General features: G+C 41.5%; 30 protein-coding genes and 1 pseudogene. 17 read left to right on the plus strand and 14 right to left on the minus strand.

Features of this window, described 5'->3' with window-relative positions; genetic code table 11:
* Nucleotides 1-241 precede the first annotated feature (241 nt).
* From LC653_RS27020 to LC653_RS27045, 6 genes are all read left to right on the plus strand, one after another.
* Entirely contained in the window at nt 242-1,891 is a 1,650-nt protein-coding gene (locus tag LC653_RS27020) for a DEAD/DEAH box helicase family protein (protein ID WP_229497756.1), read from the plus strand.
* Complete coding sequence (locus tag LC653_RS27025) at nt 1,821-3,035, plus strand: DUF790 family protein (protein WP_229497757.1); 1,215 nt, start codon at nt 1,821-1,823, stop codon at nt 3,033-3,035. The genes LC653_RS27020 and LC653_RS27025 overlap by 71 nt, the downstream gene beginning before the upstream one ends.
* A 15-nt stretch (nt 3,036-3,050) precedes the next feature.
* The gene (locus LC653_RS27030) at nt 3,051-3,293 is read left to right on the plus strand and encodes a hypothetical protein (RefSeq protein ID WP_229497758.1); all 243 of its coding nucleotides are present in this window, start codon (nt 3,051-3,053) and stop codon (nt 3,291-3,293) included.
* 94 nt (nt 3,294-3,387) lie between these two features.
* Nucleotides 3,388-3,624 carry a hypothetical protein gene (locus LC653_RS27035; protein ID WP_229497759.1) on the plus strand — a complete coding sequence of 79 codons (237 nt, stop codon included), beginning with the start codon at nt 3,388-3,390 and terminating at the stop codon, nt 3,622-3,624.
* A gap of 97 nt (nt 3,625-3,721) precedes the next feature.
* Nucleotides 3,722-3,964: a hypothetical protein gene (locus tag LC653_RS27040; protein WP_229497760.1), complete on the plus strand. Its 243-nt coding sequence runs from the start codon at nt 3,722-3,724 to the stop codon at nt 3,962-3,964.
* Nucleotides 3,945-4,397, plus strand: coding sequence for a type II toxin-antitoxin system VapC family toxin (locus LC653_RS27045; protein ID WP_229497761.1), 453 nt, complete (start codon nt 3,945-3,947; stop codon nt 4,395-4,397). Before LC653_RS27040 ends, LC653_RS27045 begins: the two co-directional genes overlap by 20 nt.
* Nucleotides 4,398-4,620: 223 nt before the next feature.
* On the opposite strand, the gene LC653_RS27050 is transcribed toward LC653_RS27045, so the two are convergent.
* Both LC653_RS27050 and LC653_RS27055 read right to left on the minus strand, forming a co-directional pair.
* Nucleotides 4,621-5,310 carry a PD-(D/E)XK nuclease family protein gene (locus LC653_RS27050; protein WP_229497762.1) on the minus strand — a complete coding sequence of 230 codons (690 nt, stop codon included), beginning with the start codon at nt 5,308-5,310 and terminating at the stop codon, nt 4,621-4,623.
* Nucleotides 5,311-5,923: 613 nt separating this feature from the next.
* Complete coding sequence (locus LC653_RS27055; protein WP_229497763.1) at nt 5,924-6,145, minus strand: RelB antitoxin-like protein; 222 nt, start codon at nt 6,143-6,145, stop codon at nt 5,924-5,926.
* A gap of 190 nt (nt 6,146-6,335) precedes the next feature.
* Between LC653_RS27055 and LC653_RS27060 the strand changes: the two genes are divergently transcribed.
* On the plus strand, nt 6,336-6,725 hold the full coding sequence (locus tag LC653_RS27060) for a hypothetical protein (RefSeq protein ID WP_229497764.1): 390 nt from the start codon (nt 6,336-6,338) through the stop codon (nt 6,723-6,725).
* 75 nt (nt 6,726-6,800) lie between these two features.
* Entirely contained in the window at nt 6,801-9,746 is a 2,946-nt protein-coding gene (gene fxsT, locus LC653_RS27065) for an FxSxx-COOH system tetratricopeptide repeat protein (protein ID WP_308189148.1), read from the plus strand.
* A 169-nt stretch (nt 9,747-9,915) separates the two neighbouring features.
* Here the strand turns inward: fxsT and LC653_RS47500 are convergent, their stop codons facing one another.
* The 3 genes from LC653_RS47500 to LC653_RS27075 form a co-directional block, all read right to left on the minus strand.
* Nucleotides 9,916-10,146 carry a DUF5615 family PIN-like protein gene (locus LC653_RS47500; RefSeq protein ID WP_372478227.1) on the minus strand — a complete coding sequence of 77 codons (231 nt, stop codon included), beginning with the start codon at nt 10,144-10,146 and terminating at the stop codon, nt 9,916-9,918.
* 128 nt (nt 10,147-10,274) lie between these two features.
* Nucleotides 10,275-10,427: a DUF5615 family PIN-like protein gene (locus LC653_RS27070; RefSeq protein WP_229497765.1), complete on the minus strand. Its 153-nt coding sequence runs from the start codon at nt 10,425-10,427 to the stop codon at nt 10,275-10,277.
* Nucleotides 10,428-10,436: 9 nt separating this feature from the next.
* Nucleotides 10,437-10,667: a DUF433 domain-containing protein gene (locus LC653_RS27075; protein WP_099103625.1), complete on the minus strand. Its 231-nt coding sequence runs from the start codon at nt 10,665-10,667 to the stop codon at nt 10,437-10,439.
* A gap of 227 nt (nt 10,668-10,894) precedes the next feature.
* Here LC653_RS27075 and LC653_RS27080 point away from each other — a divergent pair, with 227 nt between their 5' ends.
* The gene (locus LC653_RS27080; RefSeq protein WP_229497766.1) at nt 10,895-11,182 is read left to right on the plus strand and encodes a hypothetical protein; all 288 of its coding nucleotides are present in this window, start codon (nt 10,895-10,897) and stop codon (nt 11,180-11,182) included.
* Between the two features lie 148 nt (nt 11,183-11,330).
* Here the strand turns inward: LC653_RS27080 and LC653_RS27085 are convergent, their stop codons facing one another.
* The 4 genes from LC653_RS27085 to LC653_RS27095 all read right to left on the minus strand — a co-directional run bounded on the left by LC653_RS27085 (nt 11,331) and on the right by LC653_RS27095 (nt 12,817).
* Entirely contained in the window at nt 11,331-11,720 is a 390-nt protein-coding gene (locus tag LC653_RS27085; RefSeq protein ID WP_229497767.1) for a type II toxin-antitoxin system VapC family toxin, read from the minus strand.
* The gene (locus LC653_RS27090; RefSeq protein ID WP_229497768.1) at nt 11,707-11,952 is read right to left on the minus strand and encodes an AbrB/MazE/SpoVT family DNA-binding domain-containing protein; all 246 of its coding nucleotides are present in this window, start codon (nt 11,950-11,952) and stop codon (nt 11,707-11,709) included. The genes LC653_RS27085 and LC653_RS27090 overlap by 14 nt, the downstream gene beginning before the upstream one ends.
* 384 nt (nt 11,953-12,336) lie before the next feature.
* Nucleotides 12,337-12,471, minus strand: a complete 135-nt coding sequence (locus tag LC653_RS46400; RefSeq protein ID WP_267923181.1) for a hypothetical protein — start codon at nt 12,469-12,471, stop codon at nt 12,337-12,339.
* 73 nt (nt 12,472-12,544) lie between these two features.
* On the minus strand, nt 12,545-12,817 hold the full coding sequence (locus tag LC653_RS27095; RefSeq protein WP_229497769.1) for a type II toxin-antitoxin system HicB family antitoxin: 273 nt from the start codon (nt 12,815-12,817) through the stop codon (nt 12,545-12,547).
* Nucleotides 12,818-13,017: 200 nt separating this feature from the next.
* Here LC653_RS27095 and LC653_RS27100 point away from each other — a divergent pair, with 200 nt between their 5' ends.
* The gene (locus tag LC653_RS27100) at nt 13,018-13,227 is read left to right on the plus strand and encodes a hypothetical protein (RefSeq protein WP_229497770.1); all 210 of its coding nucleotides are present in this window, start codon (nt 13,018-13,020) and stop codon (nt 13,225-13,227) included.
* On the opposite strand, the pseudogene LC653_RS27105 reads toward LC653_RS27100, so the two are convergent.
* Nucleotides 13,227-13,319, minus strand: a pseudogene (locus LC653_RS27105) (AbrB/MazE/SpoVT family DNA-binding domain-containing protein); the annotation flags it as partial. The gene LC653_RS27100 and the pseudogene LC653_RS27105 overlap by 1 nt on opposite strands.
* 130 nt (nt 13,320-13,449) lie before the next feature.
* On the opposite strand from LC653_RS27105, the gene LC653_RS27110 reads away from it, so the two are divergent.
* A complete protein-coding gene (locus LC653_RS27110) occupies nt 13,450-13,689 on the plus strand; it encodes a hypothetical protein (RefSeq protein ID WP_229497771.1) in 240 nt (79 codons plus the stop codon).
* Nucleotides 13,689-14,105 carry a putative toxin-antitoxin system toxin component, PIN family gene (locus LC653_RS27115; RefSeq protein WP_229497772.1) on the plus strand — a complete coding sequence of 139 codons (417 nt, stop codon included), beginning with the start codon at nt 13,689-13,691 and terminating at the stop codon, nt 14,103-14,105. Before LC653_RS27110 ends, LC653_RS27115 begins: the two co-directional genes overlap by 1 nt.
* Before the next feature lie 67 nt (nt 14,106-14,172).
* Here the strand turns inward: LC653_RS27115 and LC653_RS27120 are convergent, their stop codons facing one another.
* On the minus strand, nt 14,173-15,540 hold the full coding sequence (locus tag LC653_RS27120; RefSeq protein ID WP_229497773.1) for an AAA-like domain-containing protein: 1,368 nt from the start codon (nt 15,538-15,540) through the stop codon (nt 14,173-14,175).
* 540 nt (nt 15,541-16,080) lie between these two features.
* On the opposite strand from LC653_RS27120, the gene LC653_RS27125 reads away from it, so the two are divergent.
* Complete coding sequence (locus LC653_RS27125; RefSeq protein WP_229497774.1) at nt 16,081-17,607, plus strand: PAS domain-containing sensor histidine kinase; 1,527 nt, start codon at nt 16,081-16,083, stop codon at nt 17,605-17,607.
* 112 nt (nt 17,608-17,719) lie between these two features.
* Here LC653_RS27125 and LC653_RS27130 read toward each other — a convergent pair whose 3' ends face one another.
* Nucleotides 17,720-18,544: a nickel/cobalt transporter gene (locus LC653_RS27130; protein WP_229497775.1), complete on the minus strand. Its 825-nt coding sequence runs from the start codon at nt 18,542-18,544 to the stop codon at nt 17,720-17,722.
* Entirely contained in the window at nt 18,541-18,978 is a 438-nt protein-coding gene (locus tag LC653_RS27135) for a DUF6640 family protein (protein WP_229497776.1), read from the minus strand. The genes LC653_RS27130 and LC653_RS27135 overlap by 4 nt, the downstream gene beginning before the upstream one ends.
* Nucleotides 18,979-19,228: 250 nt before the next feature.
* Here LC653_RS27135 and LC653_RS27140 point away from each other — a divergent pair, with 250 nt between their 5' ends.
* Nucleotides 19,229-19,720: a GNAT family N-acetyltransferase gene (locus LC653_RS27140; protein WP_229497777.1), complete on the plus strand. Its 492-nt coding sequence runs from the start codon at nt 19,229-19,231 to the stop codon at nt 19,718-19,720.
* Between the two features lie 46 nt (nt 19,721-19,766).
* Here LC653_RS27140 and LC653_RS46970 read toward each other — a convergent pair whose 3' ends face one another.
* Complete coding sequence (locus tag LC653_RS46970) at nt 19,767-20,675, minus strand: helix-turn-helix transcriptional regulator (RefSeq protein ID WP_229497778.1); 909 nt, start codon at nt 20,673-20,675, stop codon at nt 19,767-19,769.
* A 249-nt stretch (nt 20,676-20,924) separates the two neighbouring features.
* Here LC653_RS46970 and LC653_RS27150 point away from each other — a divergent pair, with 249 nt between their 5' ends.
* The 3 genes from LC653_RS27150 (at nt 20,925) to LC653_RS27160 (ending at nt 24,620) form a co-directional block, all read left to right on the plus strand.
* Nucleotides 20,925-21,521, plus strand: a complete 597-nt coding sequence (locus tag LC653_RS27150; protein ID WP_229484066.1) for a cytochrome b/b6 domain-containing protein — start codon at nt 20,925-20,927, stop codon at nt 21,519-21,521.
* Between the two features lie 263 nt (nt 21,522-21,784).
* Nucleotides 21,785-23,218 carry a bifunctional orotidine-5'-phosphate decarboxylase/orotate phosphoribosyltransferase gene (locus tag LC653_RS27155; protein WP_229497779.1) on the plus strand — a complete coding sequence of 478 codons (1,434 nt, stop codon included), beginning with the start codon at nt 21,785-21,787 and terminating at the stop codon, nt 23,216-23,218.
* Nucleotides 23,219-23,519: 301 nt separating this feature from the next.
* Nucleotides 23,520-24,620, plus strand: a complete 1,101-nt coding sequence (locus tag LC653_RS27160) for an AI-2E family transporter (RefSeq protein WP_229497780.1) — start codon at nt 23,520-23,522, stop codon at nt 24,618-24,620.
* The last annotated feature ends 166 nt before the right edge of the window (nt 24,621-24,786 follow it).

Here is a 24,786-nt window from a genome sequence, read left to right on the forward strand (position 1 = left end):
CCTGCAATTGCAGCCGTTTCAGCAGAAAGGTTTGTTGTTGTTATTTGTATGATTCGGCAAGGTTATTGTTGGTTTGTCGATCATACATTCCATTACTAACGAGCGTATCTACTTGGGTTTTGTCAGAGTTACTTGGATGAATTATGCACTTTTTGCGTTATTAGTAATCAAGGGACTAGGGACTCAATTCTACCCAATCCCCAATCCCCAGTACCCAGTACCTAATCCCCAATCCCCATAAATGGCTCGTACTCCTACATTAAATTTTGATCGCGGCACATTAATTTTGCATCCACCACCACGCGGCAAAGGTTGGATGGATTATGCTACGTGGGATGATAGAGTTGAAAAATTCCGCATTCCAGCAATTAGATACCGATCGCTAGTGGAAGCACTACAAGCGGAAGATGTTTATTTTATCGATGAGGCAAAGCAATTTTATCCTGTAGATTTGGTTTCCAGTTTGGAAATGGAACCCTATCCCCACCAGACTGAGGCGCTAGCAGCTTGGAAACTGGCGGGTAGACAGGGGGTCGTCGTACTTCCGACGGCGGCGGGAAAGACTTATTTAGCGCAAATGGCGATGCAGTCAACGCCGCGCACGACGCTAATTGTGGTGCCAACTTTGGATTTGATGCATCAGTGGTATGCACACTTGGTAGCGGCTTTCCCCGATGCTGAGGTGGGATTGTTGGGGGGTGGTTCGCGGGATAGAACGGCAATTCTAGTTGCAACTTATGATAGTGCAGCAATTCACGCTGAGACGTTGGGAAATCAATATGCGTTGCTTGTTTTTGACGAATGTCATCATTTACCAACAGATTTTAATCGGGTGATTGCTGAATATGCGATCGCACCTTATCGCCTTGGACTCTCCGCTACACCAGAACGCACCGATGGTAAACACGCTGACTTAAATATCCTCATTGGTCAAGAAGTATATCGCAAACGCGCTGAAGATTTGGCGGGGAAGGCGTTAGCAGAACATGAAATTGTCCAAATTAAGGTAAAGTTATCGCAACTTGAGCGGGAAAGATACAATCAACTAATTCAAACTCGCAACGACTTTTTAAAGCAATCAAAGATTTCTTTAGGGAGTCTGCAAGGTTGGCAAATGTTCGTGCAAATGAGTGCTAGATCGCAATCTGGACGTAGGGCGATGTTAGCGCACCGAGAAGCCAAAGATATCGCTTTGGGTACTGATGGGAAGTTGCGAATTCTGATTGATTTATTGGCAGAACATTATCCGGCAAGAATTTTGATTTTTACTGCTGATAATGCGACGGTTTATCGCATTTCTCAAGAGTTGCTAATTCCGGCAATTACTCATCAAACTCCTGTGAAGGAACGCCATGAGATATTAACAAAGTTTCGGGAGGGTAAATATAATACTTTGGTTGCTTCTCATGTGTTGAATGAAGGGGTTGATGTACCTGCGGCTTCTGTGGCGATTATTTTATCGGGGACGGGTTCGGCTAGGGAGTATACTCAGCGCTTGGGGAGGATTTTACGAAAGGGGAATATTGAGAATAAGCAGGCGATTTTGTATGAGGTGGTGGCGGAGGATACGAGTGAGGAGGGGACTTCGGCTAGGCGGAGAGGGGAGAGGAGAGACGAACCGCAGAGGCGCAAAGGACGCAGAGAGGAGGAGGAGAAGAGAGGGAAGTTACAGGTTGTGTATGGGAGTGGGAAGGAAAGGAGTTTGAAGGCTGCGGAACAGTTAGAAATTAATTATTCAGTCCAAAATCGTTCGACTGAGCAAAGCCGTTCGCGTAGCGTTCCGCAGGAAAGTCCAAAATCTAAAATCCAAAATTCAGCAGATGTTACCGACAGATTTACTGATGCATCGCCAAAACGGGGAGGAGATCATTCCGAAGAGACTGAAGATTGATCAGAAAACTTCGGAGTTGGCGATTGAGTTAATTAATTATTTTCAATCAGCAGTGGGGAAGACTCAAGGTGTGCTTGAGCGACAATTGACTGATTTTGAAGGAGATTCTACAGATTATCGGGTGAAGCGGGGATTAGCTTATATTCTCAAAAGCAGTTTTTGCACTTTTGAGGTGGTTAGTCCTTTGGAGCCACAGATGTTAAGAGAACGGGTGTTTTCGTTGGCTGCAAAGTCGGTTTCTAGTCGAGAATATACACAAGTTACTTTGAGTAAAATTGCTGATGAATTAACTCAAGAACTTGAGCGGGAAGTTTTATTAGAACAGGTTCGGAATGGACTCTATGCTGATTTATCTGAAAATAAAATTTTGACAGTGTTTGATGCACCAACAGCGCCAGATTTGTTAAATCGATATAACTTATCTCAGGTGCAGGGTGTATTTTATAAGGCCAGTCAATTGGTGTTAAATGCTCACCGAAATGTTCCGGGTGAATATAAGCTGTTATTTCGCTATTTGAAGTTGTTTCAATTGATGGCTTATATTGAAGGTGATGCTGACCACGGGTTTACAATTACGATAGATGGGCCGACGAGTTTGTTTAATCCTAGTACGCGATATGGGTTAGCGATCGCTAAACTTATTCCGGCTTTACTTCACGTTACTAAATGGAGTCTTTCGTCGATTCTCCAAACCCGCGATGCTTATACAAATACTTGGAAAACTGGACGTTTTACTCTCAATTCCGAATGTGGTTTGGTATCCCATTATCCACCAGGTAAACCCTACGATAGTATGCTAGAAGCATCCTTTGCTGATAAGTGGGATGCGTTGAAAAGTGGTTGGGCGTTAGAGCGAGAAGTTGATTTGATACCGATTCCTGGTAGCGTAATGATTCCTGATTTTCGCTTGGTGCATTCTGATGGACGTACTTTCTTGTTAGAAATTGTTGGTTATTGGCGACCAGAATATTTACAAAAGAAGTTTTCTCAGGTGCGGAAGGCTGGACGTGATGACTTGATTTTGGCTATTTCCGAGCGGCTTAATTTAGAAAAAGCGGGAGTAAAATTAAATGATGTCCCCGCGAGAATTGTTTGGTTTAAAGATAAGTTATTGCCAAAAGCTGTGTTAGCTGTAATGGATTGATTAAGGATAAATGAGATGAAAATTATAGAAACAATTGCCACAGTTACCAAAGATGGTAATATTACAGCCCAATTACCATTGGATATTCCAGAGGGTGAGCATCAGGTGGTGATAGTAATTGATGAAAAGCCTGTGGTAGAGAAACCAGAGAGCAAACAAAAGCGTCCTCCTCTAAACTTTCCTGTGCATAATTATGGGCCTTGGCCTGAAAATCTTTCTTTAAGACGTGAGGATATGTATGGTGATTGGGGGCGGTAATCCTGTTTTTCTGGACACGAACATCTTAATGTATGCAAATGTGTCTGAATATCGCTTTTACCAAGTAGTGATGTATTAATCTAATAGAAATACTATGAAAACTATAGAAACAATTGCCACAGTTACAAAAGATGGTAAAATTACAGCGCAGTTACCATTGGATATTCCAGAAGGTGAACATCAGGTGGTAATAGTAATTGATGAAAAGCTTTTGACTGAAGAAACGGAGAAGAAAGAAAAGAAAGCACCTCTCAAATTTTCCGCCTATCCTGTAGGATTAGTCTCGGAAAGTTTAACTTTCCGCAGAGAAGACCTTTATGCAAACGACTAATAACCCTGTATTCATCGATACGAATATTTTAGTTTATGCAAATGTGTCCGAATCTCCCTTTCACCAAGTAGTGATGTATTAATCTAATAGAAATAGTATGAAAAGTATAGAAACAATTGCCACAGTTACCAAAGATGGTAAGATTACAGCGCAGTTACCATTGGATATTCCAGAGGGTGAGCATCAGGTGGTAATAGTAATTGATGAAAAGCCTTTAGTACAGAAAGCAGAGAGCAGGGAGAAACGTCCTCCTCTAAACTTTCCTGTAGATAATTATGGTTATTGGCCTGAGAATCTTTCTCTAAGACGTGAGAATATGTATGGTGATTGGGGTCGCTAACTCTGTATTTCTGGACACGAACATCTTGGTGTATGCAAATGTGTCCGAATCTCCCTTTCACCAAGCAGCACTACAAGCTATTGAAAATCGTTATGACGCAGGAATTGAGTTATGGATTAGTCGCCAGGTGTTGCGGGAATTCTTGATGATTCTCAGTCGTCCACAAGCATTGATGAATCCCCGACCTGTTGCGATCATAATTGAGCGTACCCGATTTTTTCAAGCTCAATTTCGAGTAGCTGACGAAACCGCCCAAGTGACAGAAAGACTTTTATCTCTAATGGAGCAAATTGCTATTGGTGGGAAGCAAGTTCATGATGCAAATATTGTCGCCACGATGCTGGTTTATGGTATTCCTCAATTACTAACTCACAACACAGGTGATTTTGCAAGATTTTCTGGGTTAATTACTGTCTTGCCATTACAAGGTTAGATTGCTTGTTATTACTACTCGTGAAAATTTACTTCACGTTATGAAATGCAGTCTTTCGGTAATTGTGCAATCCCACTCAATACGGTTCGGATAAGATCCCCCCGCCTGCGGCGACCCCCTTAAAAAGGGGGTAAAGAGGAGAAAAAGCCCCCCTTTTTAAGGGGGGTTGGGGGGATTTTCAAGAGACAAATATGTTAACCGAACCGTATTGCAATCCCACTGACTAACCCCAAACACTTCTGCGTTCCCAAAACTGGGCGACCCTTTTTTCCCATTGTTCCCAGTAATCTTTGATAACTGCTGATTCAAACCAAAATACCTCAGCTGGCATTTCTGGAATCGCTACTACCAACAAAGCGTGCTTTAGCTGAATGCCATAATCTTGATAATACTCGTTAGCTGCTCCTATGTACGCCGTAAGTTGCAGTGGATGTTCATATAAATGCTCAATTGAGCCTTTGGGTTTATCTGCTGTTTTCCACTCGCAAATACAGGGAATACCTTGATAGCTGGCAATACAATCAACTTTGCCAGAATAACCCAAATCATCATGAAAAACAGAGCCTTCCACTAGTCTAACTGTGTCGATTTGTTCTAAAACTGGCTTGATACTCTCCCAATAAGGGCGACTTGCTTCGGGACAAACAGGGTTTTGTCCAAGAAGGTAGCGCTCAATTTGCTTGTGTGTTTGGGTTCCCCGACGACTAGCAGATGTAGTAATACGGGTAGCTTCTTCTGTACCAACACGCGCTTTCCAGTTTAATAATCTGTCTCGGTCTGCTTGTGATTTGGTGGCATTAAGTATTGTAGTAACGCTGGGAAAGCGATTTCCCTTGGCATCTACATAATATTGTTTACCATTTTCTCTCTTGGATGTGGCATTAATACGTGGTAGCAGTTGGGTATCATGCATCAGTAATTCGTAGTTCGTAATTCGTAATTCGTAATTAAGAAAGTGGCGATTATAAATTTCAGTTCATCTTCCACACAGGCAAAACTTGCTTTTGCAGGTTTTAAAACTTTAATTTTTATTAGTCCGCGTAGGTAGACTACCCTGCGGTAAGGGAACTCCAACAAATAAATTATTCAATGTTGTGGGGTGGGCATCTTGCCCGCCCAGTTCACAGGACGGGCGAGACGCCCATCCTACAAGAAATATTGGGATATTTTACTACTTGGAAGTCCCTAAGCCACAAAGCGTCTATGTTTGTATGGGCGCGAATTCTATTCGCCAGATCATTGAAAATGATTTTATTTGGGAAAATAACGATAAATATCTTTCCGGTGTACTACTCGCTGAAATAAAACTGTTTCTCCATCAAAAATAAGTCCAATACGATAATCACCGACGCGGATGCGATAAGCATTTTCATAACCCTGAAGTTTTTTAAGGTTAGTAATTTCTTCAAAGATTAATATTTGTGGTATTTATTCAAAAGCAAGGGTTCTAATAGTCTCATAGTAAGGTGTACTTTTCAGAGCCTTGAGATCCTTGATAAAGCTGGGTAGATATTGGGTAATCACTCTTATTCTAGTTGTGCTAATGCTTCATCAATATTCAAAGGTGTTTCATGTTCTACTGCCTTCATTGCTAAGATAAGTCCTTCATCCTCAATAGCTTCTAGCAAGCGTAGATAGTCATCAAAATCTATGACTACTTTGCGGATATTACCTTCCATATCAGTAATCAGTTCTTGAGCAAAAGGGTATTTATCAGCTTGCATTTGGGTTGTGATTTTAGTTGTCATACTATGACTTTAGCGTTAATAGATATAGTATGGCTTTAGTAAATGTATTTGTGAGATTTTACTCAAGAGAAAAACGCGATAAAACCCGCCTTCCAAGATAAATATTAAGAATTTTGTGTTATCTCTTCTCAGATGAGATGCACTAAAGTAAAATATCTCACAGTTTTATTTTGTAATTAATGGGTAAAATATGGAGCCTGTAACCCTGACAGCAGCTGCGATCGCAACCTTAGTGATTACAAAAGCTTTTGAGAAAACTGGCGAAATCCTGGGAGAAAAAGCTTTAGAGCAAGGTGGTAACTTATTATCATTGCTTAAGCGTAAAGAACCTACCACAGCGACAGCTATCGAACTAGCTCAAGCACAACCTTTAGATTATGGTCAAGCTTCTCTGGTTGAGCAGGTAGAAGAAGCTGCAAAGAAAGACCCTGAAATTGCTCAAGCTGTTAAGGATGTGGCGGATACTGTTAAATCTCAACCCTCTATCATCCAGAATTTTACGAACACAGTTGATAAAAATTATGGCGGGAATGTTGGGAACGTTTCTAATGACAACCGCAATCAAACGTTTAATTTCTGACTACAGTCGCCTGAACGGGAACGGGTAAAGTCAAATCCCTCTACTGAAACACCGCAAAATTTACCCCTGAGTGGGGTGGTGGAGTTTGTTGGACGTGAAGATGAATTGCAAATCCTGCATGAGATGTTGCAGGAAAATAATCAGGTGGTAATTGCTGCGATCGCTGGCATGGGTGGACTGGGTAAAACAGAACTGGCCTTACAATATGCAATGGCTCACCGTGAAACTTACAAAGGTGGAATTTGCTGGTTGCTGGCAAAGGCTGGAGATGTGGGTATTCAAATTGTGCAGTTTGCCAGAACTCAGCTTGATTTAAACCCACCAGAAGATTTTGATATACTCGCCCAAGTGCAATACTGCTTTCGGCTTTGGTGCGAGGGTAATGTGCTGCTAGTATTAGACGATGTTGGAGAATATCAACAAGTTAAGCCTTACCTACCTCCGCCATCTTCCCGGTTTAAAGTGTTGATTACCACGCGGGAAAAATTACAGCCGCCGATAGTGCTATTACATTTAGATGTGCTGAAACCACTAGCGGCAATCAATTTATTAAAATCTTTGGTGGGTAGAAAACGACTGCAACATGAGCCTTGGATTGCTAGAAAACTTTGTAAGTGGCTGGGATATTTGCCCTTGGGTTTAGAATTAGTCGGGCGTTATTTGTTAGGTGATGAGGAATTATCTCTAGCAGAAATGCTGCAAGACTTGGAAAATGAGCGTCTGACGAATGAATCTTTAGACGAAGCTCGACCAGAAATGACTGCTAAATTGGGTGTGGCTGCTGCTTTTGAGTTGAGTTGGCGACGTTTGCGAGAAAATGCCCAACTTTTAGGCTGTCTTCTGAGTTTATGTGCCCTAGCTCCGATTCCTTGGAAACTGGTGGAGGCTATAACAATAGCAGATGAAGCTCAAGATTGGAAAAAAGCCAGACGTGATTTGTTACAGTTACATCTACTCCAATATAAGGGTGAGAAAATCTACCAACTGCATCCATTGCTAAGGGAGTTTTTCCAATATAAGCTTACAGGTTTAGAACAGGCAGAGGAATTAAAGCGATCGCTTTGCGAGGTAATGGTAGCAGTTGCAAAAGAAATTTCTGAAAACGCTACCCTTAAGCAAATTACTGCTGTTTCCCCTGCCATTCCTCATATAGCTGAAGTAGCGACTCATCTCATTCAATACGTCAGCGATGATGATTTACCTTGGCCTTTCGTCGGCAACGCTAAATTTTATAATGCTCAAGGTTTATATAACCAAGCTTTACCCTGGTTGGAACAATGTCTAGAAGTCACTAAAAAGCGCTTGGGTGAAGAACATCCATATGTCGCCTCTAGCCTCAGCTTCTTCGCGTTACTCTACCACTCCCAAGGCAGATACAGCGAAGCCGAACCCCTTTTCATCCAAGCATTGGCACTCAAGCGTCAACTGCTGGGTGAAGAACATCAAGATGTCGCCATTAGCCTCAACAACCTAGCAGAACTCTACCGTTCCCAAGGCAGATACAGCGAAGCCGAACCCCTTTACATCCAAGCATTGGCACTCAGGCGTCAACTGCTGGGTGAAGAACATCAAGATGTCGCCATTAGCCTCAACAACCTAGCAGAACTCTACCGTTCCCAAGGCAGATACAGCGAAGCCGAACCCCTTTTCATCCAAGCATTGGCACTGATGCGTCAACTGCTCGGAGATGAACATCCATCTGTCGCCACTAGCCTCAACAACTTAGCTAATCTCTACAACTCCCAAGGCAGATACAGCGAAGCCGAACCCCTTTTCATCCAAGCATTGGCACTCACGCGTCAACTGCTGGGTGAAGAACATCCAGATGTCGCCCAAAGCCTCAACAACCTTGCCTTACTCTACAACTCCCAAGGCAGATACAGCGAAGCCGAACCCCTTTTAATCCAAGCTTTGGCACTGATGCGTCAACTGCTGGGTGAAGAACATCCAGATGTCGCCCAAAGCCTCAACAACCTAGCTTCTCTCTACAACTCCCAAGGCAGATACAGCGAAGCCGAACCCCTTTTCATCCAAGCATTGGCACTGATGCGTCAACTGCTGGGTGAAGAACATCCATCTGTTGCCCAAAGCCTCAACAACCTAGCAGAACTCTACAACTTCCAAGGCAGATACAGTGAAGCCGAACCCTTTTACATCCAAGCATTGGCACTCATGCGTCAACTGCTCGGAGATGAACATCCATCTGTCGCCCAAAGCCTCAACAACCTAGCTAATCTCTACAACTCCCAAGGCAAATACAGCGAAGCCGAACCCCTTTACATCCAAGCTTTGGCACTCAGGCGTCAACTGCTCGGAGATGAACATCCATCTGTCGCCTCTAGCCTCAACAACCTAGCTTCTCTCTACTACTCCCAAGGCAGATACAGCCAAGCCGAACCCCTTTTCATCCAAGCATTGGCACTGATGCGTCAACTGCTCGGAGATGAACATCCATCTGTCGCCTCTAGCCTCAACAACCTAGCTTATCTCTACTGTTCCCAAGGCAGATACAGCGAAGCCGAACCCCTTTTCATCCAAGCTTTAGCACTCTGGCGCAAACTGCTCGGAGATGAACATCCATCTGTCGCCACTAGCCTCAACAACCTAGCGTCACTTTACTACTCCCAAGGCAGATACAGCGAAGCCGAACCCCTTTACATCCAAGCTTTGGCACTCAGGCGTCAACTGCTCGGAGATGAACATCCAGATGTCGCCTCTAGCCTCAACAACCTAGCGTTACTCTACGACTCCCAAGGCAGATACAGCGAAGCCGAACCCCTTTACATCCAAGCTTTGGCACTCATGCGTCAACTGCTCGGAGATGAACATCCATCTGTCGCCACTAGCCTCAACAACCTAGCTTCTCTGTACTACTCCCAAGGCAGATACAGCGAAGCCGAACCCCTTTACATCCAAGCTTTGGATATTTTTGAGCGACAGTTAGGGTTGAATCATCCCAATACTATTAGTGTTCGTGAAAATTTAGCATATTTGCGCGATCGCCTCCCCCCACCACAGTAAAATTTGACTTCTGGGCAAAGCATACCGTGATAAAACTGAAAAGAGCGTTAGCGGAGCTTACCGAAGGTATCGCTTTAACTCGGCCTTTCCTGTTCTGAACTCTGAGGTAGAATGAGGTTCCCCACAACCTACGCCAGTTTTAGTTTTTAGCCTTAACCCAAGCGTATTGTTATATAGGCAATCGCCTTACTCGGAAAGTTTCATTACTTACAGAAATAATTGTCCCTAACTCTAAATCTTCCTGGCATTCACTCAAAACTTGAGTCAACCGTTCATTAATTGCATCATAATTTTCGTTCCCCAACCTAAACAAAATCACACTGGGTAAACTATCCCCACTCACGGCTAAAAGTTGGGCAAAATCTAAATCTATAGCACTTCTCTGTTGAGTACAATACAGACCTAACCCCCAACCCCTTCCCTACTAGCGTTGGGGAGTAAAATTCAAAGCCTCTCTCCTTTTAGGAGAGAGGAATGGAAGTGAGGTCAAAGTGTATTGCTTCCATTCGAGAACCGCTATATAGTTAATCAAATTCTTCCTTCTGCACGGGCTTTAATTAAAATCTCATTATCTGGTAGTCTTTGCAAACCTTCATCGCGCAAATGCACCACATCATAACCAGCACCACGCAACCAAGTTACAGTGCGTAGTGAAATTCCCATATCTGCCAAAAACTTCATTATTACTTGTTAAGCACTTTTGAAGGTATAAACCCGTTCTTGAGTCAACCACGCTGCATAAAGAAGAGATTGACGAATATCTTCTGCTTCTAAATCAGGATATTCTTCTAAAATTTCTTCTATAGGCTTTCCATGAGCTACCAAATTTACCACTAAAGAAACTGGAATTCGCATCCCGCGAATGCAAGCTTGTCCAGCCATAATGCTAGGGTCAAATGTAATTCTCTCCAGACCTAACATAAATGATCGCTCCAAAATCTTTTTTATCGTTCTGAGGTGCAATGATATTGTAAAGCCTAACGCTCTATTTTTGATTTTAAACCCACAAGCGATCGCCTCCCCTCAAATCCAGAATAAACTACATGGAGCTACAAATTTACAGGTTTTATGAAAAGCGTACCGTAATAAAACTGAAAAGTGCGATCGCCTAGACTAAAATTCATATTGAATTAAGTAAAAATGCCTGATTGCTTACTCAAAAGCAGCTTTTACTTTCTCAAAAGCAGCTTTTACTTTCCCTTTTTAGTGTTTTCCACAAGCAAAAGCAGCTTTTACTTCTTCAAAAGCAGCTTTTAATCTCGCATTTTAGTGTTTTCCACAAACAAAAGCAGCTTTTACTTCTTCAAAAGCAGCTTTTAATTTCGCATTTTAGTGTTTTCCACAAACAAAAGCAGCTTTTACTTCCTCATTTTGGTGTTTTCCGCAAGCAAAAGGAGCTTTTACTTTCTCAAACCCCAGTTTGCTTTCTCATTTGAGTAATTTACGCATTCATTTTGGATATCATTGAGCCGAAAGAAAAGCGTAGGCGTAGCCCGCACTTCGACAAAGCTCAGTGACCATCGGAGACATCGCTTTAGTTTAGAGTATAAATCGACAAGCGATCGCCTAGTTTAGAGATGAGCATTACTCAAATAAATCAAATCCCTTTTCGCTTCTCAACTTTCTGTCAAAAGTTGCTGTTGAACTACAACCAGAATTTTGAGCAATTACACCAATTAAATAATCAGAAAAATCTGCACTTCCCTGCTGAAATCGCTGTAATGCTTGATAAACTATAGAACGATTTTCTAACTCAAATACAGAACATTGCAGCATCAAATCTATGGTGTTACTAATTTCTTCACTACTAAATTGATAAGGGTTCCCGCGCAAAACCCAGACTAATTCACAGAGAACTATATTAGCAACAAAACATTGCTCTCCCCTTTCGATAATTTCCGCAGCTTGCTTCCACTGCTTTTCATCATCTTTTGTCAGGTAACGCACTAAAATATTTGTATCAAGTCCAATCACTTGAACCTTCTTGGATTGCTGCTTCCATTTCTTCTAAAGTTGCGCTTTTCATCCCCGGACGGTGTAAAATCCCCGATAAGCTTTGGATGGGGATATTTAGGGGAATCAGTTTAACTGTTCCATTTTCATCAATGACAAAATCAACCTTACTACCTGGATCAAGGTTAAGATAATCCCTAATTTCTTGAGGAATAGTTATTTGTCCTTTACTGGTGATGGTCGCACTAGCCATACGCGTTTTCCTTACATCAGTTCCTTGTTTAAGGATAACGTCTATTGACTAATCCAGAAAGCGATCGCTCTTATGTGGTTGTGAATAATGGCGAGCGATGTCTGCCTTAAAAAGTTTGGACCGGAGGAAACCTCCGCTCCAACTTTTCGCTACGACGGGCTATTCGGCGTCGCCCAACAAAAAATCAGCTACATAAATCATATAATTCTCTTCAGAAACACAGAAAAGCGTAGACGCAAAGCGGTGAGGGGGTCGCAGTCTTGGCGGTTCCCGTCGATTGCTCTCTTCGCAGCGTTAGCGACTGTGCGTAGCGTCACCCCCGAACCCGTTGGCGCAGCCTCTGTAGAGAAGGGCTTGTCGTCAGACATCGCTTCTCGGCAAATCTTAAAGGCTATTCCATTCTTCTGGCGTGATTTCCCGCTCTAGAATAACCTCAACTTCCCCAATCATCATCCGCAATTGCGGTACAGAATACTCATCATTAGAAGGAATAGTTAGACGATATTCCCCGTAAACCATAAACTGATGTCTTGTTCCAGAAAAAAGCCCCTCAAACCCAATCCATCGTAATTTCTTCAAAAAATCCCGACGCTTACAGGGTATCCATCGGCTCAAGAGTCGGCTCCTTGTTGAGGTCAATATTATCAATTACTGGTAGAGAATGTCCCAGCTTTAACCCAAGCAAAATCCAGTCTTCCAGTGTTGAGCGTAATTCATCCTCACACTCGCGCAAAGTTGATGCAAAAGCTATCACTCCTTTGCAAACAGGAATTCTACCTGCAAATGTACCATCTTCTAACTTGTCATAAATTGCCTGAGCGATCGCTCGATCAACATAGTCGCTCAAAATAAACCTTATCGCCATGAAATCTCGCGTTGTACTACCAGTTTAATCTTATGTTAAATGATGGTGTTTCGCCGATGAAGCGTCTACGCTCTACTTTCAAGTGTAAATCTACAGGCGATGTCTACGACGGGCTATTCGGCGTCGCCTGTGAGAGTTGAGAGATGAATATAATTGCGTCAAGGTAATCAACCCAATTGATTTTATTTTAGAGGTATGAAATGAAAATTAAAGTTATTGACGAACAAGAAAATTTACAAGAAGTGATGCAGGTTCTACTCACCCACTTAGAACCATCGAAGGTAATGAAATTTTGGGCAGCTTGTAAACTAGGTGAAGGCGATTATTTGGAACTTAAAGAAAAACTGTTTGCTGAAGAAACAGTTGCCAGTTTATATGCCAAAGTCAAAGAATATCAAGATGAATCCTAATCAACCTTACTACCAGTATCAAGATTAAGATAATCCCTAATTTCTTGAGGAATAGTTATTTGTCCTTTGCTCGTGATGGTCGCACTAGCCATTACTCAAGTTCCTTACATCAGTTCTTTACTTGATTATAATGTTTATTTACCAATCTAGTATTAATCATCACGGCATCAAAGTAATTGAGGTAAAATATCCTTAACTCCAAATACTTGAGGTGCAACAAAGATGGCAACGCTTCAACTTAATATTGAGCAAGTCATAACACTAGTGAAGCAACTAGCAATTCCAGAGCAACGGATGATATTGCAAGCCATCAAAGTAGAGCAAGATGCTTGGTGGCAAAATAGACTCGAACAGGGAGAGTTACAGATGCGCTCTTTGAGTACAACACGGGGACTCAACTGGGATATTATGAGTGAACAAGAGCGAGAAGAATTCATAGACGATCTCATGCATGAAAAGTAATGATCTCTTATGTAGTTGTTTTCGATACAAACATGCTCTTTTCCGGGCTAGGTTGGCGAGGTAGTCCCTATCGTTGTTTAGAACTTGCTAGAAACGGGCAGATTGAATCTGTAACTTGTCGAGAAATTTTATTAGAGTTACGCGAAAAGTTGCAGACAAAGCAAAATCGTTCTCCAATGGATGCAGCCATTGACATTGAGCAAATTCTCGCTTTTTCACGCTTGGTGGAAATTCCTAATACCCTTAAAGTTGTTGTTGATGATCCTGATGACAATATGGTTATCGAGTGTGCAGTTATCGGGAGAGCAACACACATTATCACAGGTGATAAGCACCTACTATCATTAGATAAATATCAGGATATTCCTATTCTCAAAGCTGGCGATTTTCTGGGATTACTTGAGCAAAAGGGATGATTGCTTTTCTCTTCTGGTGAATAATGGAATGCCTAGACGCGCAGGGGCGAGTCAAGAGACATCGCAATTAAAACAAGTGTTCAATACGATTATTATTTAAACTCTCACTTTTTTTCAGATATTGTCGGAAATATAAACGATATAATTCACACGCAACAGTACTGCGATCGCCTTCTAAATTAATTAGCCCCATACTCTGTAATTTACATGCCAATGCTGGCTCTAATTGCACATAATTTGTAGCGTTAATTACCTCATAAAAAGCATTTTGCAATTCTGGCTCATCTTGTAGCACTAACACAAACTGCTTTAAATACTCGTGATAAATTCCTGCTTCTGTGGGTGTTTCTTGCAATAGCTGTTCTAAATCCCTTTCTAGTCCCCCTTTACCCACAAGGTGATAAAAAGCCAATCGCACCAAATAAGGATATCCTCCCACCATTGCCATTAAACTCTCGACGTTTTTACCATTTGTCCAATCCAAGCCGTGACGTAGTGCCAAATCCAGCACCTGCTCTCTTGTAAAGGGAGATAAATTAATCGGTAAACCAATATTAAATGGTGATTGAGTCAGTTTTATCGGAACGAGAATTTCCGTTGAATAAACCAGAACTAGACGCAGTTTTTGCCAAACTTCTACCCCTTTGGCTTGTTCATACCACGATCGCACCAATGGTAACAATTCTTCAACAATTTCTTGATGCTCAAACACCCAGTCCACCTCATCCAATACCAAAACAAGGGGAGTTTCTGGCGCAGACAGTAAATATTCTTGGAAATAGATAAAGCAACTGACTTTGCTATCCATATCTTCATTCCAATAATCATTAAGTTTTGGTTCTAGCTGTAACTCCCGACTGACGTTTGTACAGAACCAGCGCAGAAATGTATCCAAACTGGCAAATACTGCTTTATCTGCTTGCTGAAAGTCCAACGTCACGGTGCGAAAGCCTTGATTGTTAGCGCGTGCAAGCAACCGCAAAATCAGAGAGCTTTTCCCCATCTTCTTCGGTGCTTTGATGCAGATGACACTCCCAGGTTTAGCCATTTCTGCGTAGGCGAGTTCCTCAATTGGCGGGCGAGGGATGTAGAATCTGGAATTAAGGGATACTGGGCCACTAGGAAATTCTAAGGATATAGCCGTGGCTGCTTTATTGAATTCCTTAACTAACTGTTGATGCGCTTTGCTAAGACGGTGATTTTCTACACTCTGGCGGAAGTTTGATTTATTTATCGGTTCTTTGCAAAAATTACTCAGTAATTGCCATAAATGAGCAGCAATTTTCCTGACACGTTCCTCGTCGTAGTCAGCTTCACAGGCTATATTTGTGTAGGTTTTTCCTTCCCACGAAGAACGCAATATAATCTCTTGGAGTGTCGTTAAACCGGTTGCTTGACTGGCTTTTAGTAGCAATACTACTTCATCTATAGTCATTACTCATCGGCTCTAAAGCATGAAATTTTCTCACACCATTATTCTTTGGAACTCAATGTAACCTGGCTTCTATGGATAGCAGCCAGTCCTTTCCCAAAAATCTACAAACAAAGCTTGACAATTTTTTTGTATCCTGAAAAATTTGACGTGACTTCAGCATAGAATTTTTTTTACAAATTTTTTCGAGTTTTTAGGTAATTATATGTGATTTTAACTACTTTTTTTAGACATATCTTAGAATGTAGATGCACACAATGGAGCTATTTTTTCTAAAAATGGCCACTGCGATCGCATTACCTTTTTCTAAATTCCATCCAAATTGATGATATGGGCAGTGACAGCCTAATCAACTAAGTAGACGATTTATCTATTAGGACTTACGCAAAAGTACACGCGCTCAGGGGCAATTCATGAATTGCCCCTACGTGAAATAAGGGTTTCGACTATTGTTTGCGTAAGTCCTGTCTATAACTGGATCGTCAGGGTGCTAAGACAGCGTAGAGAGAGCTACAGGATATCTTCCTCATCGTACCAGCAGCTATGCATATCGAAAAACCCGTTACCCATGAACCGGAAGCTCTATCAGTACAAGATTCCCAGAGTTTCCCAGAAACAAAAGACTTATCTCAAGAAAATTTAGATACTTGTCAATGCTCACAAGCCGCTTTACAAATGGCATTAATAGCCAGTGGCTTGGGGTTGTGGGATTGGAATCTAATAACCAATAAAACCTATTATGATCCTCAGTGGAAAGGCATTCTGGGGTATGGAGTAGACGAAATCGATAATGACTATAAATCCTTTGAGCAACTTGTACATCCACAGGATTTACCAAGAATTCGCCAGGTATTGCACGATTATCTGGAAGGATGCACACCTGTGTTTGAAGTCGAATTGCGAATGTTGACTAAATCCGGTGAGTGGAAGTGGATTCTGGCTTGTGGGAAAGTATTTCAGTGGGATGAATTCGGTAAGCCAGTGCGGATGGCGGGGACGCACAAGGATATTACTCAGGATAAAGCGATGTCTACGACGGGCTGCGCCTACGCTACTCAACAATACCAACTATTTGAACAACTCCAGTCTACCGAAGACCAAGTTAGGGAAAAATCACAGCAGCTAGAAACTACCCTCGAAGAACTCAAATATACCCAAAAGCAGTTATTGCAGAACCAGAAAATGGCTAACCTCGGTCAACTGGTGGCGGATATGACTAACGAAATTAACAACCCCGTTAGCTTCATCTACGGCAATCTCCATCCTGCGAGTCAATACGCTGAAGACTTAATCAGAATCATTGAACTTTACCAACATCACTATCCCACACCGACACCAGTCATAGCCTTACAGCTGCAACGCCTTGACCTTGGTTTCGTGAAGAAAGACTTTTTGAAACTGCTGTGGTCAATGCGAGCCGGATCTGAGCGCGTTAAAGAAATTGTTTTCGCCTTGCAGAATTTTTCAAACTCTGACGAAAGTCAAATGAAAAAGGTTGACCTCCATGAAGGACTTGATAGTGTTCTAAGGATTTTGCAGCATCGTTTGAAAGAAAAGCCTGATAGAGCCGGGATTGAAGTAATTAAAAACTTTGGGGAATTGCCCTTAATCGAGTGTTACCCTGGTGAACTAAATCAGGTATTTATGAACATTTTGACTAATGCCATTGATGCCTTAGAAGAAAGGATGAAACATGATTATTCCTTTACTCCCAATATTTTTATTCATACAGAAATTATTAGCAGTCATTTATCATTAGTCAATAGTAATGAACTTTGGGTAAATGATAAACTACTAGGAAAAAAACACAAAGTTATAATTCGCATTTCTGACAATGGCAAAGGCATACTTCCCCATATTCAAAGACAGATATTTGAACCATTTTTTACGACTAAACCAGTAGGCAAAAGTCAAGGGCTAGGACTATCAATTAGTCGGCAAATTATAGTTGAAAAACATCAAGGTAAACTTAAGTGTAATTCTCAATTAGGTCAAGGCACAGAGTTGGTGATTGAGATGAATACAACAGCAAGACACTATACCGCTATTAGAAAACACGCCAGTTTTTAGGTAATTAACCTTGGGCAGAACGTGTTAATTTTTGCAAGTCGATGCATTAACAAGGCGGCCTTCGCATTCACAATACCTAAGTTCGATAGATTTAGTCTTGTCTTTTTTACACCTAAATTACAGCACAAGCCATCAGTACACTTCCTACGACAATTACCGCGATCGCACTAATTATCGGCGTATACTGCTGTAATGGTTGCACCCATGAAAAACCCTTCAGCCATTGGTGAGCATAAATAATGACTAAACCAATGGTTACTAGTACGATTGCTAATCCCACACTGAATGCACACACCAAGATTAAACCGTATGCAGTTTGGTGAAGTGCAATCGCACTCAACAATAATACCAGCGCTGACGGGCAAGGAACTAGACCACCAGCGATTCCCAGAGTTAAAAGAGACTGTAACGTAACTTGAGAATTTGCAGAATGATGGCGATCGTTGTGAGTGTGATGATGATAAGCAGAATCATTGTGAGTGTGATGATGATGTTTGGGTGCGGGGTTGAGATAGCGATCAAGTAACCAAAAACCAACACTACAGACCATCAATCCGCTCAGTAAACTGAGAAATGGATACAATTGCTCTGGTAAAATATATTGAGATAATAACAAGGCTAAAATACCGAGTGCAAAAACGCTGATTGTGTGGGTAAGGGTTGTCACCAGCCCCAGCACAACTGCTTGCTTAGGAGTACCCCGCGAACCAACGAGATATGCTGCTACCATCGTTTTTCCGTGTCCAGGTGAAAGAGCGTGTCCGGCTCCCGCCATCAGCGCGATGCCGATACCACTGAACATTAAAGATGGAGAGAGGGTCATCTGAGCCAGGTTTTGCATCAGAAAGCTACCATGTCCGATGTGAGCCACGGCTGGTTGACTCGGCAGAAAACTAACTAGCAATGCCAAACCGAAAACCAGGATCAGCCTGTTCATAGACCACTCGCTTCCGACTTAGAAGCGCGGTACAAACCATAGCCAATCAACGCCAAAATAACGCTGACTGTTGCAACAGCAACGTTAGGATAAATGGGAATGCCTCCTATAATTGGTGGAGCTTCTTTAAGATCGGCTTGCAAACTGGTTCCAGGAATCACTAGCGTCACAAAGAAAAAGGGCGACCAGAAGGTCACAGGTACTAACATTGCGACGGTGTAACCGATGTCAGGTTCGGTAGTTCGTCGCCATAGTAACCACAGCGCCACAATACTCATTCCACTCAGTAACCATAGCATCACTGCATCATGGAATTTAGCATGGGGATGCCATTCGGGGTTAAAGAGGTGAGTCGCGTTCCAATCTACCGCTACGGAAACTACAGCAGTGCTGACGAGAACGACAGAAAGCAATATACGACTAATTCTTCTCATAAAATTTTTTGGTGTACCCTTAATTAATCGCTTTCACTGGTGTGTGTTCATCAGTCGTAGATCCCACAAATGAAGGTACAATGTGCTACTGGATAAACGATAGACTTTTCTTGCTATATCTAATCATGATTTAGGTCATTCTTGCGATGCCTACGGCGGGCTACGCCTACGGGATTCGTATCGCGGAGTTCTACTAAGCGTAAGGTTAGGGCTAGGGGAGTATAAGGGTAGTACAAACAGCACAGTAGTAATGTTTACGTTTCACCTAATCGACGAGAGTAACGCACGCGCTATCCTAAGTTGGCGATATCAGCCACCCTATGATTTATACAACTACTTAGAGGATGAAGCTAATCTACTACAACATATTCTTCACCCCCAGAATACCTTCTACAGCATTATGGATGAAAATAGCGAGTTAGTAGCTTACTGTTCATTTGGACAAGATGGACAGGTCACTGGTGGTAATTACCATAATCAGGCGTTGGATATTGGCATGGGAATTCGCCCTGACTTGACCGGACAAAGAAAGGGTGCTGAGTATGCTAATGCCGTATTGGAATTTGCAGAGAGTTTATTTAAACCAAAAACTTTTCGGGTAACGATCGCAGCATTCAACAAGCGTGCGATACGGGTATGGCAGAAATTGGGATTCCAGTATCAGCAATCATTTGAGCGAGGAAGTGATGGAATGCAATTTATTGTTTTATTGCGAACAGACTACTGTAACAGCAATCAGTAAAGGAGTACTGACTAATTTAGAACTTCCCAAACCAGATGTACCCATTCTAATTTTTCTTTAAAAACATCCTGGGTGTGACTCCGACATATTTTTTAAAATGTCTTGTAAAGCGGCTTTGGTCTGCACAACCAACGAGCAAAGCAATTTCTGCGATCGCATATTTTTTTTGTTGCAATAGTTCTTTAGCTTTTTCCATTCGTTGCCCAAGCACATATTGATAGGGTGCTACACCCATTGACTGTTTAAATAATCTGCAAAAATAATATTGACTCATGCCTGAAATTTCTGCTAGTTCAACCAGATGTAGCGGTCGATCCAAATAGCTGTCAATGTAGTCCAACACTGCCTGGAGTCGATTGTTAGGCATACCTCCCACGTTGGGCTGTATTTTTGGTGAAAATGCACAGTATTGTCGCAGCAAGTGAACGATCAACACCTCTGCCAGCGATTCGGCATAAAGATAACCACCGATTCCACCCGTGTCAAATTCTGCTTGAAACAAACAAGCGATCGCTTTAATCTGTGGATCATGGGCACTTACCTTACTGAGCAATTCCACTTTGTTTTCATTCAGCCCACCAACTTCTTCTGCCGTTCGAGACAAAAACAGTGGATCAATCACAAACATCAGCGATTCATCAGTACTATCCCATGCCCAAAGCCCCGACATCTTTGCAGGACAAATCCAGAAATCCTCTTTGGCTTGAGGTTTTTCCGATTTTTGTTCACCGATGCGAGTGATTTTTTGTTGATTGCAATCGCTTAACAAAAGACAAAGGAGATGATGGTTGCATCCGGGGAATTCAAGCTCGTTCGGTGCTGAAATATGACGATCAATAGTTAATCCAGGCAATTGAATCATCCGGCGCTCAGAAATCCATGTTTCCTTCATATCAGTCCGATTAGCGATCGCCGCTAGGGATACACTGCATAGAATATCTTTGATCGTGGGCACTAAAACAGCTTACAGCATCTTAGCAGCATCACTCAACAGCCCGTTGTAGACATCGCCCAATTTTGAAAATTTAGCTTAAAACAACCTTAGCCACACCTAAACTGACATTTAAAACAGCAGATGGTAAACCATCAATGTCAGAATACTGAGTCATAGGATGGGAAAATAAAGGTGAGTAATGTCCACCCCCAAATTTGCTGGACTATTTACCCAAGACAGATAAACAACAAATTTTATCAGTCAAAATCTATGACTTTGACCCCCTCTCAAACTCGAAAGCCACCCACCCAAGCAATAGGAGCCAAAATTTTCCACTGGTGTAACATCATTAGTCTATTTATCATGCTCACCAGTGGACTACAAATTTACAACGCCAACCCTGTTTTTGGTGGACGTGCAGGTTTGCACATTCCTCCGATATTTACGTTAGGAGGTTGGCTCGCAGGAGGTAGACACTGGCATTTTGCAGCAATGTGGCTATTTTCACTGAATCTCCTGTGGTATGGAATTTACGTTTTAATTACCCGACGCTGGCGACATCGCTTTGTAGGTGCTAATGACTTCAAAGCATTACAAAAAAGTCACAATTCCAAACGTCTAATTTATGCTTGGCATCGGATTGCGTATACAGCAATTATTCCTATCTTGCTGCTAGCGTTATTGACAGGAATAGGAATGTATAAACCTGCTCAATTTCCCTGGATTGTGGATTTGTTTGGCGATTGGCAAGCATTGCGAATTGTTCACTTTGCCTCAGTGCCGATGGTTATCTTATTTGTAGCAATTCACTCTCGATTAGGGCGGAAAGCTGGTGGTACTGAATTAACAGAATCAATGTTTTGGTAAATAAACTATGGTCAAAATAATTCGTAATTTATAATTCGTAATTCGTAATTATTACCCCACGACTGAAGTCGCTTGCTCTGAAATAAGGAATAAATTTATTTGTCTCCATAAAATGTTAGTTAGTTGCTCTGTACCTTTAATTACGAATTACGAATTACGAATTACGAATTAGTAATTATTTGGTCATGGAGATAGGGAAACGCGGGGACTAATGACCAATGACTAATGACCAATGACTAATGACTCTTTTTTAAATAAAAAAAATGAACTTTTTTGATAAATTGAATCGTAATATCTTGCAAAATCAAAGCTTACTATTTGTAGGACTTGATCCAAATCCAGAAATGATGCCTGTGCGTTATGAATCTGAAGAACTCATCATTGGTTTGTGGAAGTGGTTGCAATTCATTATTGCGGAAACTTCTGATTTCGTTTGTGCTTATAAACCGACACTTGGCTTCTACGAGGCGCTAGGTATTCCCGGTTTAGAATTGCTGTACAAAACCTTAGCAGCTATTCCAGCCCATATTCCAGTAATTTTAGATGCCAAACACAGTGACTTAAATACTAGTACCATTTTTGCCCAAACTGTGTTTAAACAATGGCAGGTGGATGCAATCACTCTCAGCCCCTATACAGGACAAGATCATGTAGCACCTTTTTTAGTCTATCCTGATAAAGCGGTGTTTATTTTATGCTGTACTTCTAATCCAAGTGCAGAAGCTTTACAGCAATATCCTACAAACGAATCACCCCTTTATTTACAGGTGGTAAGAGAATCAAAAACCTGGGGAACTCCAGAGCAATTGGGTTTGGAAGTGGGAACTACAAATCCTGAGATTTTAGCACTTATTCGAGCGATCGCGCCTGAACGAATTATTATGGCGCGTAGCATCTGGGCGGAAGGCGCAAACCTGAAGCAAATTTTAGAAGCGGGCTTGAATACTAACGGTGATGGTTTGCTGATTCCTGTTCCTCAAGATATGTTGGGAAACACACAACTATCTGAGGAAATCCAGTCTCTACGCGCAGAAATTAATCAAATTAAAGCTGAGATTATTCACGAAAATTCCACATGTTCTGTGTGGTTTCCTGATGTTTGTTTCCTAAATCAGCACCCCCACCAGGATTTGATTTTACAACTTTATGATATTGACTGCATTATGTTTGGCAGCTTTGTCCAAGCATCAGGAGCTATATTTCCTTATTACATCGACTTACGCAAAATTATTTCCAATCCCCAAGTTTTTAATCAAGTTCTCACAGCTTATGAGGATATTTTGAAGAACCTCATTTTTGATAGGTTAGCGGGTATTCCCTATGGTTCTTTACCTACTGCGACTGGTTTAGCTTTGCGCCTCCATTGTCCGATGATTTTCCCCCGTAAAGAGGTAAAGGCACACGGAACTCGGAGAGTCATTGAGGGTAACTTTCATCCTGGTGAAACAGTTGTAGTGGTTGACGATATTCTCATCAGTGGTAAAAGTGTTATGGAAGGGGCAGGAAAGTTGGAATCAGCAGGATTAAATGTTAATGATATTGTGGTATTTATCGACCATGAACAAGGGGTGAAAGATAGGCTACAGCAAAATGGTTATCGCAGTCACGCAGTTTTAACTATTTCGGAAATTACTAATACTCTGTATCAAGCAGGGCGAATAAATGAGGAGCAATTTTTAGCTTTCGCTGAAAGTTAGTGATTGGAATAATGGGGAGTGGGGAGTGGGGAGTGGGGAGTGGGGAATAGGGAATGGGGAATGGGGAATGGGGGAAGATTTTTCTTGTCTAAGTAAGTAGGCGAGAAGAAATCAAAGTAAGTTAAGTAATGTAAAAAATATTGAAATTAGTTCGTAGTGAGGACTTTAGTCCTTATTTGAGGACTTTAGTCCTCACTACGAACCTTTAATTATTTACGCCGCTCTACTTACTTCCTCTTGAGTAGATTTAATTACTCGGTTCAATCTAGTAACTAGAATAATTTTCGCTTTTAAATTAATTATGAATTTTCCACTGAATCAATTACTTAGATGGTTAATTTTTACGCTGTTATTTCCTTTAGTGTTTCTGAATGGTTGGCTAGCATTTTTGCTGGTTAAAAACTTTCAACCTGTCGTAACAATTCTTGTCTTAGCTACTTTGCTTGCATTCGTTTTAAACTATCCTGTTGCCATTCTCCAAAAGCGAGGAGTTAAACGTAGCTATGCAGTAGCATTAGTTTTTATATCAGCATTGATAATTATTATGGCTCTGGGTATTACTTTGGTTCCCATTGTTTTAGAGCAATTTAATGAGATGGTGAAAGTCCTTCCCCAATGGATTGATTCTAGCAAAGAAAAACTTCATATTTTAAATGATTGGTTTTTTACACACAAATTAAATGTGAATTTAAGTCAGTTATTAAGCAGATTAACTGAGCAATTACCCAGTGAATTAGAGTTTCTTTCAGATAAACTTTTAAGTATTATCATAGATACGATTGATAGTATCTCTGAGGCATTAATCACAATAGTATTGACTTTCTATCTGTTGTTAGATGGCCCAAGGATTTGGGAGGGGATATTTAAAAAGCTACCTGGAAGTTTTGCTCAGAAGGTAAGCCAATCTATTCAACAAAACTTTCAAAATTACTTGATTGGTCAGGGAAGTTTGGCTTTGCTGATGGGAGTTTCATTAACATTATTGTTTTTAGCTTTTCAAGTCCAGTTTGCTTTACTTTTTGGTTTGGGGGTTGGGCTTTTGAGTTTAATTCCCTTTGGCGATGTCGTTAGTCTTATTGTAATAACTTTAATAATAGCCACACATGACTTTTGGCTAGCAGTAAAGATTTTTGCAGTAGCTGTTGTCATAGACCAGTTAATTGATCAAGCGATCGCACCACGGCTTTTAGGTAAATTTACTGGCATCAGACCAATATGGGTATTAATTGCTTTGCTTGTAGGAACCAATGTTGGTGGAGTCTTGGGTTTGCTAATCGCGGTACCTGTAGCTGGTTTTATCAAAGATGTAGCAGATGGTTTTTCTAAATCTGGTGATTCTGATAATGTAGTTAAGAGTGAAGTAGCATCAGAATTGTTAACAGAGAAATCAATATCGCAATGATTTGTAGATAAAAATATTATGCCCCATTTATACCGTTAACAAGAAGTTCAACGGTGTTATTAAGGATGGGGTGTAATTGTCAGTATAGTTATAATATCATGTCCGCTTGATTACTTACTAAACCCGGAGAACCCCACCCCGCCAAAGCTACGCTTTGTCTCCCCTC

The sequence above is a fragment of the Nostoc mirabile CHAB5784 genome, assembly GCF_020829645.1.
Classification (GTDB): Bacteria; Cyanobacteriota; Cyanobacteriia; order Cyanobacteriales; family Nostocaceae; genus Nostoc; species Nostoc mirabile.

Coding starts and splice junctions, on each gene's coding strand:
- LC653_RS27020 (WP_229497756.1), top strand. CDS start 242: ATGGCTCGTACTCCTACATTAAATTTTGATCGCGGCACATTAATTTTG.
- LC653_RS27025 (WP_229497757.1), top strand. CDS start 1,821: ATGTTACCGACAGATTTACTGATGCATCGCCAAAACGGGGAGGAGATC.
- LC653_RS27030 (WP_229497758.1), top strand. CDS start 3,051: ATGAAAATTATAGAAACAATTGCCACAGTTACCAAAGATGGTAATATT.
- LC653_RS27035 (WP_229497759.1), top strand. CDS start 3,388: ATGAAAACTATAGAAACAATTGCCACAGTTACAAAAGATGGTAAAATT.
- LC653_RS27040 (WP_229497760.1), top strand. CDS start 3,722: ATGAAAAGTATAGAAACAATTGCCACAGTTACCAAAGATGGTAAGATT.
- LC653_RS27045 (WP_229497761.1), top strand. CDS start 3,945: ATGGTGATTGGGGTCGCTAACTCTGTATTTCTGGACACGAACATCTTG.
- LC653_RS27050 (WP_229497762.1), bottom strand. CDS start 5,310: ATGCATGATACCCAACTGCTACCACGTATTAATGCCACATCCAAGAGA.
- LC653_RS27055 (WP_229497763.1), bottom strand. CDS start 6,145: ATGACAACTAAAATCACAACCCAAATGCAAGCTGATAAATACCCTTTT.
- LC653_RS27060 (WP_229497764.1), top strand. CDS start 6,336: ATGGAGCCTGTAACCCTGACAGCAGCTGCGATCGCAACCTTAGTGATT.
- LC653_RS27070 (WP_229497765.1), bottom strand. CDS start 10,427: ATGAAGTTTTTGGCAGATATGGGAATTTCACTACGCACTGTAACTTGG.
- LC653_RS27075 (WP_099103625.1), bottom strand. CDS start 10,667: ATGTTAGGTCTGGAGAGAATTACATTTGACCCTAGCATTATGGCTGGA.
- LC653_RS27090 (WP_229497768.1), bottom strand. CDS start 11,952: ATGGCTAGTGCGACCATCACCAGTAAAGGACAAATAACTATTCCTCAA.
- LC653_RS46400 (WP_267923181.1), bottom strand. CDS start 12,471: ATGGTTTACGGGGAATATCGTCTAACTATTCCTTCTAATGATGAGTAT.
- LC653_RS27095 (WP_229497769.1), bottom strand. CDS start 12,817: ATGGCGATAAGGTTTATTTTGAGCGACTATGTTGATCGAGCGATCGCT.
- LC653_RS27100 (WP_229497770.1), top strand. CDS start 13,018: ATGAAAATTAAAGTTATTGACGAACAAGAAAATTTACAAGAAGTGATG.
- LC653_RS27110 (WP_229497771.1), top strand. CDS start 13,450: ATGGCAACGCTTCAACTTAATATTGAGCAAGTCATAACACTAGTGAAG.
- LC653_RS27115 (WP_229497772.1), top strand. CDS start 13,689: ATGATCTCTTATGTAGTTGTTTTCGATACAAACATGCTCTTTTCCGGG.
- LC653_RS27120 (WP_229497773.1), bottom strand. CDS start 15,540: ATGACTATAGATGAAGTAGTATTGCTACTAAAAGCCAGTCAAGCAACC.
- LC653_RS27125 (WP_229497774.1), top strand. CDS start 16,081: ATGCATATCGAAAAACCCGTTACCCATGAACCGGAAGCTCTATCAGTA.
- LC653_RS27130 (WP_229497775.1), bottom strand. CDS start 18,544: ATGAACAGGCTGATCCTGGTTTTCGGTTTGGCATTGCTAGTTAGTTTT.
- LC653_RS27135 (WP_229497776.1), bottom strand. CDS start 18,978: ATGAGAAGAATTAGTCGTATATTGCTTTCTGTCGTTCTCGTCAGCACT.
- LC653_RS27140 (WP_229497777.1), top strand. CDS start 19,229: ATGTTTACGTTTCACCTAATCGACGAGAGTAACGCACGCGCTATCCTA.
- LC653_RS27150 (WP_229484066.1), top strand. CDS start 20,925: ATGACTTTGACCCCCTCTCAAACTCGAAAGCCACCCACCCAAGCAATA.
- LC653_RS27155 (WP_229497779.1), top strand. CDS start 21,785: ATGAACTTTTTTGATAAATTGAATCGTAATATCTTGCAAAATCAAAGC.
- LC653_RS27160 (WP_229497780.1), top strand. CDS start 23,520: ATGAATTTTCCACTGAATCAATTACTTAGATGGTTAATTTTTACGCTG.